Below are 13141 nucleotides of genomic sequence, written 5' to 3'. Positions count from 1 at the left end.
TCACTCTCCATTCACGACATTATCCGCTATCCTTTTATAATCGCCTTGAAAGGACACTTCGCCAAGCAAGCGCCGCAACGTATGCAGACATCCTGATCGATCACGTGCAGGCCTTTCAATTCGCCGCTGATGGCATCCACCGGACAAGCTTTCTTACATAAGCCACAGCCTTTGCAGGCCTCCGTAACCTGATAACTGGCCAGATCGGCGCAAGCGCCGGCCGGACAACGCTTATCATGGATATGCGCCTCATATTCATGCCGGAAGTATTTCAGTGTACTAAGCACCGGATTCGGCGCCGTCTGACCAAGACCGCAGAGCGAAGACGCCTTGATGTTCTTGGCCATTTCTTCGAGCAGCGCGATATCGTCAATTCGGCCTTCGCCTTTCGTGATCCGCTCCAGGATCTCAAGCATCCGTTTCGTTCCTTCGCGGCAGGGCGTGCATTTGCCGCAGGATTCCGACGTGGTGAATGTCAGGAAGAACTTCGCAACGTCAACCATACAGGTCGTTTCGTCCATGACGACCAAGCCGCCTGAGCCCATCATCGCGCCGGCCTGGATCAGCGAATCATAATCGACCGACAAATCCAGAAGTTCTTCCGGCAGACAGCCGCCGGACGGTCCGCCAATCTGCACAGCCTTAAACTTCTTGCCATTTTGAATGCCGCCGCCGATATCAAAGATGATTTCCCGCATCGTGATGCCCATCGGCACTTCGGCCAGTCCGGTATGGTTAATCCGCCCGGTCAGCGCGAAGACCTTGGTCCCCTTGCTGCGTTCGGTACCGATCGAGGCATACCACTCGCCGCCTTGGCTGATGATTTGCGGCACATTGGCAAAGGTCTCGACATTATTGATATTCGTCGGTTTTCCCCAGAGACCCGAGATCGCCGGGAAAGGAGGCCGTGGACGAGGCATACCGCGTCGGCCTTCGATCGAAGCGAGGAGCGCCGTCTCTTCGCCGCAGACAAAAGCGCCTGCGCCTTCTTTGATCTTGATATGGAAGTTGAACGAACTGCCCAGAATGCCATCGCCCAAGAGTCCCATTTCTTCCGCCTGCTTGATCGCGATGCGCAGCCGTTTGATCGCCAGCGGATATTCAGCCCGCACATAAACGTAGCCCTCATCCGCGCCGATCGCATAACCGCAAATCGCCATGCCCTCGATGACGCGATGTGGATCGCCCTCCAGCACGCTGCGGTCCATGAACGCGCCGGGATCTCCTTCGTCGGCGTTACAGACGACATATTTCTTATCGCCTTTCGCCTTCGCTGTGAACTCCCATTTCATGCCGCTCGGAAAACCGCCGCCGCCCCGGCCGCGCAGCCCGGACGTCTTCATTTCGGCGATAACCGTTTCCGGCGTCATGTCGGTCAGTGCTTTGCCAAGCGCCTGATAGCCGCCGACCGCAATGTATTCTTCCAATATTTCCGGATCGATATGTCCGCAGTTCGCCAGCACCAGGCGCATCTGTTTCTTGTAAAAATCAATGTCGCTGTATTTGGGAATCCGCTCCATGGACATCGGTTCTTTGTATAAAAGTCGTTCTACGACACGACCTTTATAGAGATGTTGCTCGACAATGTCTTTGACATCCTCTTCCTGCACCCGGACATAAAAGACTCCTTCCGGATAGATGATGACAAGCGGTCCCATCTCGCAAAAGCCGTGACAGCCCGTCTCAACCACTTTGACTTCCTTATCCAGACCGAGCTCGGCCAGTTGTTTTTCCAGGGCCGCCTGTACGCGTTTCGACCCCGATGAGATACAACCCGTACCGGCACAAATCAGTACATGCGCTCTAATATGTTCCATCTTTTCCCCTCCACTAGCCTATTCTTCGATCTTGGCTACGACCAATTCTTCTACAATGCGCCCATTAACCACATGTTCGGCAACGATCGTCGGCACATTCTCCGCCGTGACGCGTCCGTACGTGATACGTGGCTGCCCTACGCGCACCACATCGACCAGTACTTCCTTTTCACACATGCCGATGCAACCCGTTTGCCGCACCGTAACGTCTTCCAGATTCCGCTTGGCTATTTCGTTCAGGATCGCACTCATCACTTCTCTGGCGCCCGCCGCAATGCCGCAAGTCCCCATACCGACGATCACCTGTGTGCCCGCGGCATGACGCAAACTAGTCTTTGCTTTCACTTGTTGCTGCAGCCGTTTTAAATCTTCAAGACTCTTCATTCTCTACACCTCCGTACAGTATCGCCAAATTTTCCTTCAAGTAGCCCTGCAGCCATTGCAGGATTTCAGGCTGCGTCAGTGGCACGCCGCCCAGTATCTCATTGATTTCCGACGCCGCAATGCTAAAACTCCGCTCGTCCACGCGATGCAGATAATGAAAATCAAGCATCGGATTGCCCACCAGAATCGTTTGCAAGGTGTCCGCCATGTTGCCAAGCGGCGGCCTGTCCCAATGACTATGCCGATAAAGCGCTTCAATCAGCGTGCCTTTTCCCATCTCGGATTCAATTTTTAAATGCCCTTCGCAACGCTGCGTCGACATTTGAATCAGCGGCAGCCCCAAGCCAATGCGGCGCGTCGTGCGACTCGTATGAAACGGATCGACAACCTTGCTGCATTCTTGCTTTTCCATGCCGCGCCCATTGTCGCGCACCCGGATGATCAGAGTATCGGCGCTAAGATCTTCTACGACTTCCAGCATCACCTTGGTAGCCTCAGCCTCTACTGCATTTTGTACCAAATCTAAGATATGGAGCGACAACTCTCGCATTTCAGCTTAGGAATAGCGAGCCAGAATCGCCGGGATGCTCTCTGGCGTCAAGCGGCCATGCGTATCGTCATTGACCATCAGTACCGGCGCCAATCCACAGGCGCCGATGCAGGCCACCGTCTCCAACGTAAAGCGCAAATCCTCAGTCGTAGTTCCCGCTACAATATGCAGTTGATCTTCCAACGTTTTCAAGATCGCTTTGGCGCCCCGCACATGGCAGGCCGTCCCCTGACAGACGCGGATAATGTTGCGACCGCGCGGATTCAAGTGAAATTGGGAATAAAACGTGACTACGCCATAAATATGGCTAATGGGAATATCAATCTGAACCGCAATGTGTTCCAATACTTCTTTGGACAGATAACCATAGAGGTTTTGCGTGTCCTGCAAAATGGGGATCAAAGCCCCCTTCACATTCCGGTACTTTTCCAGGACTTCTTTCAATTCGATAAATTGATTTGCCTGGTTGCCGCCGCAGCATTCATGTTGCTTGCTCAATTTCATTCCTCCTCATCTTGTAGTCTCTGGAGCATAGAGAAACTCGCCGATATGCCTGCCCCCTGAACCACTGAGCGCCAGTTTCACTTCGCTCAGACTGGCCGCTTCCAAATGCAGCACCGTTTTCGGTCCATTGATGAAATCACCAATGGTATGTGCATCCGAAGCCGTAACCAGCGGCAGACCGGTCGCTTCCCTTATTCGGTTTTGAGCCCCTTTATCCTGGCAGCGCCGCGAAACTTCTACCGCCGCCAGGGTTACATCAGCGGGAACAAATCCCAACTGGCTGATGACGCTGTAGGATGGACGATCAACATGGCTTGCAATCGCCACGCCGCCCAAACGCTTCACTTCCGCCGTGGCTTCCGCCAGTGAGCAATGCAGTGAAGCTAAAAGCATGACCTCTTTGACCTCTACCAGGTTATCTTCATGGTCAACGACAAACTGTCCGCCAAACGCGTCTTCATCATTGACCAGCTCTGTAATATGAAGATCTACAAAACGCTGCCATTCAGCGTAAACCGCAAGCGACTCAAAAAGCGCAATAAAGTGGACCTCTTCCCTTGTCTCCACTTCCATGCCGGGAATGACTAAAATTCCCGTTCCTTCGGCCGCCCGCTCTGCAGCGATAATATTGTCGCCGGCATTGTGATCGGTGATCGCCACAATATCGACGCCAATCTCCAGCGCTTGCTCAATGATGTTGCGCGGCGTCATTTCAACTTCCGCACAAGGTGAGAGCAATGTATGCACATGGAGGTCCGCCACATAAGAGCGCATCACGCGCCCACCACTCCCGCGCGGTAGAGACGTCCTACCGTTTCAAATGCGGATAATTCTGTCGTAAAAAGAGGCAACCCCTCCTGCCCCGCTTTACGTACCGCATCGCCGTCCGGTTTTGTGCCGCCCGCGACGACAACCGCCCCCAGTCCCGCCAAAACAGCAACCGCTACCACATTCTGATGCCCCTGCATCGTCACCCATACCCCTTCGGCTTTCGCCTGTCCCATCACATTACTCAATAAATCCGATGCATAACCGCTAGACAACGTCACCTCAAGCGCCTCCTCCGGAATCGTCGCTACCGCCGCGGCGGCCAGAAGTTCCGGCAACTCTCTTACTCTTACCATCCCTTATCGCTCCCTTTTTTTCTTTCTTATCCAGCGATGGCGGCAATTTTTCCGCCAGCCCCATCATTTCTTTCGCCAATTCATGCACGCGCTCGCGCAATTTGAAGATGCAGTCCATCTCGCTGGCTTGCCCCTGTACAATGTCTTCCGCCAACGCCTTGCAGGTCGGCGAACCACACGAACCGCAATCAAGCCCCGGCAAACGCTCCAGCGTCCGCTCCATTTGTTCCACCTTGTACAAAGCCTTTGAAATATCCTCATCCAAGCGCATAATCGGCCTCGGTTCAAGCGTACCGCGCTGCACCAAATCCTCCGGCGCAAGCGGCAATTCCGGCTGCGGCTGCAACCGTTTTCCGACAGCCAGTCGATTGCGCATCCGGTGTTCGGCAACAAAGCGATTTTCCACCATCAGCGGCCCGCCGATGCAGCCGCCGGCGCAAGCCAACGCCTCCACATAATCGATATCCTTCAATTTCCCCATCGCCACTTGCTCCAGCACGTTGCTGATGCTGTGAATTTCATGCACTACCAGCGTATTCAAGACGCCGGCCGCCTCTGTCTCGCCGCCGGCCACCGCCCAGCCCATTCCAGCCCAGGACGCCCGTCTGCACTTAGCAACCGCGGCCGGTTTTTGCAGAATCACCCGGCGTAATTCGCCGAAAATGTCGGCAATCGATATCGCGCCGCTGATATTCGACGGCAGATCGCCGAGCGGCTGACGAATCGCGGTCAGCTTGGCCGGACACGGCGTAATGAACCACACGCCCAACTCGTCCTGCGGCCTTCCCGTGCGGCGCGCATACTCCTCGCGCACCATACGCGCCGCAATCTCAACCGGCGCCTCAAACGGCACTAGATGATCGATCAATTCAGGAAACTTCACCTGAATCAGCCGTACGACCGCCGGACAGGCCGATGAGATGAGCGGGCGCTTTACCTGCTTATGCTGCAACAGTTCACGAATCGCCGTCGTAACAACCTCCGCGCCCACCGCGACGTCAAAGACCTCGTCAAAGCCAAGCGACAACAAACCGCAAAGAATTGCATCAACCGTCACCTGCGCCTCAAATTGTGAATATAATGACGGCGCGGGCAACGCCACATTATGCGGATAGCGTTTGATATCCGCCAGCGAATCGGTAACTGCGGTTTTAGCCCGGTTCGGACAATAGCGGATGCATTCGCCGCAGTCGATGCAGCGCGATTCCGTGATCTTCGCCTTGCCGCCGCGAATGCGTATCGCCTCCGTCGGGCAGCGCTTGATGCAGCTGACGCAACCTTTGCAGCGCTCGGAAATCAAACGCACAGAGTGAAAATATTCGATCATGCCGCTTCCCACCTCTCTTGGCTCAGTGGTTGATGATGATGCGCAGCGTCGTTCCTTCGCCGACTTTCGATTCGATGCTGAACCGGTCTGCGCAGCGGGACATATTCGGCAATCCCATACCCGCGCCAAACCCCATCTCTCGGATATGATCCGGCGCCGTCGAATAGCCTTCCTGCATCGCCTGATCGACATCGGCGATGCCCGGCCCGGAATCCTTGACCTCGATCTCGGTTCGATCCGGGTATACCTTGGCCCGGATATCACCGCCCAGCGAATGAATGATCACATTCATTTCGGCCTCGTAGGCGCTGATCGCGATGCGCCTAATCACCTCAGCCTTCACGCCGACCTGCTGCAAGGTACGCTTGATCTTGCCTGACGCATCTCCTGCGCCGTTAAAGTCACCGGCGGTCAGGTGGAACTCCATCGCCAGAGCAGGTTGCTCCACGCTCATAACTCTTCACCGCCACTGCCGCGCAGGCCGGCTGCGTGCAATCGGCCGCAGGATTCAAACATCGAAAGCGACGTGACCAAAAGCGGCACCTGGCGCTCTTTGGCTAATTCAACCAGTTCGGTGGCCGGATATTTGCCGCGGACAAAAACAATTGCGGCCATATCACTGATTTCCGCCGTCTTTACGACCTGGACATTGGTCAAACCGGTCAAAAGCAGCGTCTTATCTTTGGTAAACGCCAACACATCGCTCAACAGATCTGCGCCGCACGCGGTCCTGATTTCGCGTTCCAACAGCTCGTCGCCCCAAAGAATTTCCGCTTTCACAATCTCTTTTGCCTCGCGCAGATTCACACGGATTCCCCCTCTGCAAATTGTTCGAAATCTCTTGTTTGTGAGAACTTTCACGCAATTAAGGGCAAAAAATTAGAGGGCGCGCTGGCCCTGCTAACAAAGACAAAATATGTATATTTTATTCAGTTTTCGTTGCTTTTTATTATTCGGCATCGTTTTTTTAATTCCTGCCGGAAACACCCTGGTATTTTCTGTCAACCCCACTTGCAGCTTGCGCCATAGTCGCACGCTGCAAGACGATAATCAGCGCGAGCGTCAGCCAATACAAGAGCGACAATTGAATATTAAAAAGTACGTAATCCGTTAAACCGTTCAATAAAATTCCAACGAACGAGGCGGCCATGCCGAGGAACATGCCCCGCGCTTTTGGTCCGGCCTTGCGCCAGTTGCGTACAGCCATCCGGCCATGCGCGATCAACACCGTCATGAACGCGACAAAGCCCGGCAAACCGATTTCCGCCGCAAAATTCAAATACATGTTATGCGCATGCAAAATTTTCACCGCAGGATTTTGAATAAAAAAATCATATTCCGGATAAACCATCCAGTAAGAACCCCAGCCGATGCCGAACCACGGATGGTCCTGAATCATCGCCACGGTACTTTCCCAGAGCGCAAGGCGCAGCATCGACGAGGTATCCGTCGGGTTCATCACCGACATGATCCGCTCCAGCACTGCCTCATGCCCGATTAAGAGCGCGACCGGCACCACCGCCAGCAGCCACAGCAGCCGTCGATTGATCAAGACGCCTGCCAAAGCGACCACCGCCAGCAGACTCAACCAGCTGCCGCGCGAATAAGTCAGTACCAGACAGCCGATTTGAGCCAGTCCAAGTGCCGCCAGCAAAAGCCTTGTGCGCTTTTCCGTCTCCTGCCACAGCATGCCCCCGGTCAGCGACGCCAAACTGACGAGATAGCCCGCTAACAGGTTCGGATTTTCCAGCGTGGAAAAGACGCGCATCGTAAGTTCGGGGAACTGTTCCCGGTCCACCCACTCGGCCGCCATGATCGAACCGGCCAAATATTGATAAAACCCGTACAGACAGACCAAAGCCGACGAGGAGAGAAGCACGAACGCCATGCGCCGTACCTCTTCGACCCGAGTGAAATTGCTCAGCGTCAAATAATAGAAGAGGACGTAGCGCCCCATCAAATGGTAGTAATTATAAAAACTAAAATCGCGATCCGGCGAAAATCCGACCGAAATAAACGAACAGCCGATCAGCAGCCAGATCCATTTGTCAAACGGTCCAGTCTGCACCAGCCAGCGCCGTTCAAGTCCCATCCGCCCGAACCAGGCCAGCGCGGCCACATTCAGGAACCAACTCGCCGCATCAAAAGAGAGCGGCAGGAAAAATGCCGCGGCAAAAATACCGTAGCGCGTTGCCTTTGCCAGCCACCCGGCCAGCAGATCCGTTTTAAACTGTTTCATCGTTTCACCTGTTTCAGCTTACGCTCATATTAAATCAGCTAAATTATAGCCGACAGCGCCGACTTTGTCTATAACCCAAGCAAACTCCGCACCGTACCGACCAAATACAGCGAACCCGCCACACACAGCAATTCGTCCGGCCCTGCCATCGTTTTCGCCTGTTCCAGCCCCTGGAAAATTTCTTCGCAGCATACAACCTGGCGCGCCTTGATCTGTGCGGCGATCACCTCCGGCGACGCAGCGCGTTCCGAGGCGGGCGGCACGACGACAACCCTGTCCTCCGGTCGGATCAGCGCGCCGAGAATACCGGACACATCCTTGTCCGCCAAAATGCCGAGTAAGAAGACGCGCGGCTTTTGCGGCTCCAGTTCATCGAGATTGGCGCGCAAACAAACAGCGCCCGCCGGATTGTGCGCGCCGTCGATAATAATTTCCGGACGCCCGGCGATTCGCTCAAAGCGCCCCGGCCAACACGCCGTCTCCAGTCCTCTTGCAATCGCAGCGCGCGTGATGCGCGGCTCGCGCTCGCCAAGCAGCGCCGCCGCCGTCATCGCCAGCGCCGCATTATCGAGTTGGTTGCGGCCAAGCAGCGCCATTGAAAATTCCGGCCAGACGTCGCCATGTAGCGTGAGGCGAATCTGCTGCCCCTTTGCCGCGAGAACGCCCGCTACGCAAAACTCCTGCCCCAGGCGCTGCAGCGCGCTTTTCTTTTTGCGCGCCGTTTCTTCGATCACAGCAAGCGCCGGAGGCTGCGCAGCGGTGATGACCGGCACGCCTTCTTTGATGATGCCTGCCTTGACGGCCGCGATTTCCTCCAGCGTACTGCCGCAACGATCGGTGTGTTCGAGCGAGATGTTCGTGATCAGCGATACTTCCGGTACAATCACGTTCGTCGAATCGAGCAGGCCGCCAAGGCCCACTTCCACCACCGCATACTCGACCTTTTTTTCGGCAAACAGCCAAAACGCGGCGGCGGTGATCACTTCAAATTCGGTCGGATGCTCAAGACCCGCTGCCGCCATTTTTTCGACCGCCGCTTTGGCCGCAGCAATGGCCAGCGCAAAATCCGCTTCGCTGACGTCGCTGCCGTCCAATACCATCCGCTCCGTATACGAAACGAGATGCGGCGACGTATATAGCGCGGTCTTCAAACCCGCACTGCGCAAGATCGCCTCCAGCATCGCGCAGGTCGAGCCTTTGCCGTTCGTACCGGTCACATGAATCGATTTGAATTTCCGTTCCGGATGATCGAGAAAAGTAAGCAAGCCGGAAATCCGCTCCAGCCCCAAATGAATGCCGAACTTGCCAAGTCCGGCCAAATAATCCAACGCTTCCTGATACTTCATGCTGCCGCCTCCATTTTGCATTTAAAAATGAACGATGGATTTCAACACGAAAAAGCGAAGAAAAGCGAAGAGGGGAAGATATTTTTAAAGCAACATTCTCCCCCTCTTTTCTTTTTCCTTCCCCACTTCGTGTTGAATCCCCACGTGTTGATTCGCAAAGTCAAAAAGGCGGCTCTACGGCCGCCTTTTTGACTTACAGACTTGCCAGATAGACCAGGCGTTCCTGGATGGCGGTCTTCTTTTCTTCATATTCGGCCGCTTTGGCCCTTTCTTTTTCAATGACTTCCGGCGGCGCTTTCGCGACGAAACCTTCGTTCGACAGTTTGCCCGCGATGCGCGCCAATTCTTTTTCTAAGCCCGCCAGTTCCTTGTTGAGACGCGCGTTTTCCTTCTCGACGTCGATCAGCCCCTTCAGCGGCAGGAACGCTTCGACGCCGGTCACAACCGCCGCCATCGCATTTTCCGGTTTCGCCGCGTCCGCAGCCAGGAAGGTCACCGGTTCGGCGGCGGCCAGCGTGCGGAAGTAAGCGCTGTTCGCTTCCAGCACCGCTTTCAGTTCGGCGCTGCCGACCAGCAATTGCAGTTCGCTCTTGCGGCCCGGCGGAACATTGACTTCGGCGCGCATATTGCGCACCGCTTTGATCGTTTCCATGATCACTTCCATCTGCTGCTCGGCGCTTGCATCCGCAAGCTGCGCCGTAGCAGACGGCCACTGCGCCGTCATGATGCTCGCTCCTTCATGCGGCAGATGTTGCCAGATCGTCTCGGTGATGAACGGCATAAACGGATGCAGCAACTTCAAGGTATTTTCCAGAATCGACCAGAGGACGTATTGCGCGGTCGCGCGGTTCTTGGCGTCTTCCTTGTTGTAAAGGCGCGCCTTGGCCAGCTCGATGTACCAGTCGCAGTATTCGTTCCAGATGAATTCATACAGCACCTTGGCCGCCTCGCCCAGTTCAAAGCGTTCCAGATTGCGCGTCACTTCGCTTACCGTCTTCGCATAGCGGCTTAAGATCCAGCGGTCGGCCAGCGTATAATCCGCCGTATCCGGACGATAGTCTGCGTCAAACCCTTCCAGGTTCATCTGCACGAAACGCGACGCGTTCCAGAGCTTATTGGCAAAGTTGCGGCTCGACTCGACCCGTTCCCAGTAAAAGCGCATATCGTTGCCCGGCGTATTGCCGGTGATCAGCGTGAAGCGCAGCGTATCCGCGCCGTACTGTTCAATGACCTCGAGCGGATCGATGCCGTTGCCCAGCGATTTGCTCATCTTGCGGCCCTGCGAATCGCGCACCAGACCATGAATGAACACATGCTGGAACGGAATTTCTTTTTGGAAGGCCAGTCCCATCATGATCATCCGGGCGACCCAGAAGAAAATGATGTCGTAACCGGTAACCAATACGCTCGTCGGATAGAACTGTTTCAACTCCGGCGTTTCTTCCGGCCAGCCCATCGTCGAGAACGGCCAGAGCGCGGAACTGAACCAGGTATCGAGTACGTCCGGGTCCTGCTCCAGATGCGTGCCGCCGCATTTCGGGCAGCTTTTCACCTCTTCGCGCGCTACGACCGTTTCGCCGCACTCGCAATACCAGGCAGGAATGCGATGTCCCCACCAGAGCTGACGCGAGATGCACCAGTCGCGGATGTTGTCCATCCAGTTAGTGTAGGTCTTGGTAAAACGCTCCGGCACAAACTGGATGCGCCCCGAATCGACCGCTTCCACCGCCGGTTTAGCCAACGATTCCATTTTGACGAACCATTGCTTCGACACCAGCGGTTCAACGACCGTCGTGCAGCGCTGGCAATGCCCGACCGCATGGTTATGTTCCTCGATTTTAACCAAGTATCCGGCGTCTTCCAAGTCTTTCACCAATTGACGGCGGCACTCATAACGATCCATCCCGGCATATTTGCCGGTGTCCGGCGACATCGTGCCGTCGTTTTCGATCACGACCAGCTGCGGCAGATCGTGACGCAGGCCCATCTCAAAGTCGTTCGGGTCATGCGCCGGCGTGATCTTAACCGCGCCGGTGCCGAACGCAACATCGACATAGTCGTCGGCGATGATCGGAATTTGACGGCCCACGATCGGCAGGATCAATTCCTTGCCAACCAGTTTGCCGTAGCGCGCATCCTCCGGATTAACCGCAACCGCCGTATCGCCAAGAATCGTTTCCGGACGCGTCGTCGCAATCGTAACCGACTCTGTATCGCTGCCCGCTACCGGATAGCGTACATGGTAGAGATGGCCCGGTTTTTCCTCATGCTCGACTTCGATGTCGCTCAAAGCGGTATTGCAGCGCGGACACCAGTTGGTGATGCGATGCCCTTGATAGATCAATCCTTTTTCATAGAGCGAGACAAAGACTTCCTTCACCGCTTTGGAGCAGCCTTCGTCCATCGTGAAGCGTTCGCGTTCCCAGTCGCAGGATGCGCCGAGACCTTTCAGCTGTTCGGTAATGCGGCTGCCGTACTGGTGCTTCCAGTCCCAAACCCGTGCGACAAAATCTTCCCGCCCCAGATCGTGACGGCTCTTGCCTTCATCCTTCGCCAGCATTTCCTCGACCTTGTTCTGCGTCGCAATGCCCGCATGGTCGGTACCCGGCATCCAGAGCGTGTTGTAGCCCTGCATGCGGCGGAAACGGATCAGGATATCCTGCAGCGTATTGTCGAGCGCATGCCCCATATGCAACTGTCCGGTGACGTTGGGCGGCGGAATGACGATGCTGAACGGTTTCTTGCCTTCTTCCACCTCGGCATGGAACAGTTTGTTGTCTTCCCAAAACTTATACAGTTTGGCTTCAACCGCTTTCGGATCGTATACGGTTGGAATTTGATTTTCACTCATGATTGTTGCCTCCTTCGATTTTTTATCGTAATAAAGTTGTTGATTCGACTTGGTGTTGGGAAACGACGGGAGTTTTAACACGAAGAATAGGAAGAAGAAATATTTTTATGCTTCGCTCTTCATTTCTCGACTTGTTTTCCCTTCAATAAACAGGCTCTGGTGAGACTGCTCAAAAAGTGCCAGCTACTAGGCGTGACGAGGCGTGTACAGCGCCGCGTACTAACGTACGCAAGCGAACACCCGCAGGAACAACGACGTAGATGGTGCTTTTTCAGCAGCCTCACGCAAAAAAAAATTCTTCCATCCTAAAAAGGACGAAAGAACTGCTTTCGTGGTACCACCTTGCTTCTCCGCTTCGATGCAACTCGAAACGAACTCTGACGGCTGTAACGGGCCTTGCTCCCGGCAGTGCTTACTGAGCTTCAGCGCTGCGGCTCCAGGACGACTTTCCGCTGTCTCCCGCCGAAAACCTTTCAGCCAAGGGTTTTCTCTCTAACGGTGGGAGGAAGAGCGTACTCCTTCCTGTCATTGCTTGTGTTTTTATGATGGATATAGGGTTTACTATACTAGGAAAAAGGGGGGATTGTCAATTGATTTCACATTTGCCAATCTGGTAAGATGCTTAGGCTTGCAGGCTTCGGCAAGTTCAACTTGATAATAAAGTGATTTTCGCTTACCTGAGCCCCTTTCGCCGTCGCAATTTTTTCAAAACTAAACGGCGCTGCGAGCAGACATGGTCGCAGCAGCCTGCCAAAAACAGAATTCCTGACGGACGCGCCGTCCTTGGCGCTCCGCCAGCGTGCGACGTCCATGTCGCACGTTCTGTTTTTCTTGTCCGCCGCTTCCTGTCTACCATTCTCGCGCCTACACGTTTTGAAAAAACCGCAACGGCGGGGATCAGGGAAACGAGAGACAAGAACGCCGATCAACGAACGAGAAAAATCCGGTTGGCGACGTCCTGTCGCCACTGCCGCTGGACTTGTCCCCCACTCCCTGCCC

13 protein-coding genes and 1 other annotated feature are annotated in these 13141 nt (G+C 55.0%); all 13 genes read right to left on the bottom strand.

Annotated features, from left to right (window positions below; all coding sequences use genetic code 11):
• Positions 1–26: 26 nt before the first annotated feature.
• The gene (gene nuoF, locus QTL79_RS15585; protein ID WP_346355888.1) at positions 27–1817 is read right to left on the bottom strand and encodes an NADH-quinone oxidoreductase subunit NuoF; all 1791 of its coding nucleotides are present in this window, start codon (positions 1815–1817) and stop codon (positions 27–29) included.
• 18 nt (positions 1818–1835) lie between these two features.
• Entirely contained in the window at positions 1836–2201 is a 366-nt protein-coding gene (locus QTL79_RS15580; protein WP_346355887.1) for a (2Fe-2S) ferredoxin domain-containing protein, read from the bottom strand.
• A complete protein-coding gene (locus QTL79_RS15575) occupies positions 2188–2751 on the bottom strand; it encodes an ATP-binding protein (RefSeq protein ID WP_346355886.1) in 564 nt (187 codons plus the stop codon). The genes QTL79_RS15580 and QTL79_RS15575 overlap by 14 nt, the downstream gene beginning before the upstream one ends.
• Positions 2752–2757: 6 nt before the next feature.
• A complete protein-coding gene (gene nuoE, locus QTL79_RS15570) occupies positions 2758–3255 on the bottom strand; it encodes an NADH-quinone oxidoreductase subunit NuoE (protein WP_346355885.1) in 498 nt (165 codons plus the stop codon).
• Between the two features lie 6 nt (positions 3256–3261).
• Positions 3262–4029, bottom strand: a complete 768-nt coding sequence (locus QTL79_RS15565) for a PHP domain-containing protein (protein ID WP_346355939.1) — start codon at positions 4027–4029, stop codon at positions 3262–3264.
• A complete protein-coding gene (locus tag QTL79_RS15560) occupies positions 4029–4379 on the bottom strand; it encodes a serine kinase (RefSeq protein ID WP_346355884.1) in 351 nt (116 codons plus the stop codon). The genes QTL79_RS15565 and QTL79_RS15560 overlap by 1 nt, the downstream gene beginning before the upstream one ends.
• Positions 4306–5706 carry a [Fe-Fe] hydrogenase large subunit C-terminal domain-containing protein gene (locus tag QTL79_RS15555; RefSeq protein ID WP_346355883.1) on the bottom strand — a complete coding sequence of 467 codons (1401 nt, stop codon included), beginning with the start codon at positions 5704–5706 and terminating at the stop codon, positions 4306–4308. Before QTL79_RS15555 ends, QTL79_RS15560 begins: the two co-directional genes overlap by 74 nt.
• A gap of 22 nt (positions 5707–5728) precedes the next feature.
• A complete protein-coding gene (locus QTL79_RS15550) occupies positions 5729–6154 on the bottom strand; it encodes an ATP-binding protein (RefSeq protein ID WP_428845486.1) in 426 nt (141 codons plus the stop codon).
• 2 nt (positions 6155–6156) lie between these two features.
• Positions 6157–6513 carry a DRTGG domain-containing protein gene (locus QTL79_RS15545; protein ID WP_346355881.1) on the bottom strand — a complete coding sequence of 119 codons (357 nt, stop codon included), beginning with the start codon at positions 6511–6513 and terminating at the stop codon, positions 6157–6159.
• A 160-nt stretch (positions 6514–6673) separates the two neighbouring features.
• Positions 6674–7945 carry an O-antigen ligase family protein gene (locus QTL79_RS15540; protein ID WP_346355880.1) on the bottom strand — a complete coding sequence of 424 codons (1272 nt, stop codon included), beginning with the start codon at positions 7943–7945 and terminating at the stop codon, positions 6674–6676.
• Positions 7946–8013: 68 nt separating this feature from the next.
• Positions 8014–9291, bottom strand: coding sequence for a bifunctional folylpolyglutamate synthase/dihydrofolate synthase (locus QTL79_RS15535; protein ID WP_346355879.1), 1278 nt, complete (start codon positions 9289–9291; stop codon positions 8014–8016).
• A gap of 193 nt (positions 9292–9484) precedes the next feature.
• A complete protein-coding gene (locus tag QTL79_RS15530) occupies positions 9485–12142 on the bottom strand; it encodes a valine--tRNA ligase (protein ID WP_346355878.1) in 2658 nt (885 codons plus the stop codon).
• A 307-nt stretch (positions 12143–12449) separates the two neighbouring features.
• Positions 12450–12680, bottom strand: a binding site (T-box leader).
• Between the two features lie 58 nt (positions 12681–12738).
• Positions 12739–13141 (bottom strand): hypothetical protein (locus QTL79_RS15525; RefSeq protein ID WP_346355877.1); only part of this gene is annotated, 403 nt, incomplete at its 5' end.

This window comes from Azotosporobacter soli (assembly GCF_030542965.1).
GTDB lineage: Bacteria > Bacillota > Negativicutes > SG130 > SG130 > Azotosporobacter > Azotosporobacter soli.
This window is presented reverse-complemented; position numbering and strand designations above follow the sequence as displayed.

Coding starts and splice junctions, on each gene's coding strand:
- QTL79_RS15575 (WP_346355886.1), bottom strand. CDS start 2,751: ATGCGAGAGTTGTCGCTCCATATCTTAGATTTGGTACAAAATGCAGTA.
- QTL79_RS15580 (WP_346355887.1), bottom strand. CDS start 2,201: ATGAAGAGTCTTGAAGATTTAAAACGGCTGCAGCAACAAGTGAAAGCA.
- nuoF (WP_346355888.1), bottom strand. CDS start 1,817: ATGGAACATATTAGAGCGCATGTACTGATTTGTGCCGGTACGGGTTGT.
- QTL79_RS15560 (WP_346355884.1), bottom strand. CDS start 4,379: ATGGTAAGAGTAAGAGAGTTGCCGGAACTTCTGGCCGCCGCGGCGGTA.
- QTL79_RS15555 (WP_346355883.1), bottom strand. CDS start 5,706: ATGATCGAATATTTTCACTCTGTGCGTTTGATTTCCGAGCGCTGCAAA.
- QTL79_RS15535 (WP_346355879.1), bottom strand. CDS start 9,291: ATGAAGTATCAGGAAGCGTTGGATTATTTGGCCGGACTTGGCAAGTTC.
- QTL79_RS15530 (WP_346355878.1), bottom strand. CDS start 12,142: ATGAGTGAAAATCAAATTCCAACCGTATACGATCCGAAAGCGGTTGAA.
- QTL79_RS15540 (WP_346355880.1), bottom strand. CDS start 7,945: ATGAAACAGTTTAAAACGGATCTGCTGGCCGGGTGGCTGGCAAAGGCA.
- nuoE (WP_346355885.1), bottom strand. CDS start 3,255: ATGAAATTGAGCAAGCAACATGAATGCTGCGGCGGCAACCAGGCAAAT.
- QTL79_RS15565 (WP_346355939.1), bottom strand. CDS start 4,029: ATGCGCTCTTATGTGGCGGACCTCCATGTGCATACATTGCTCTCACCT.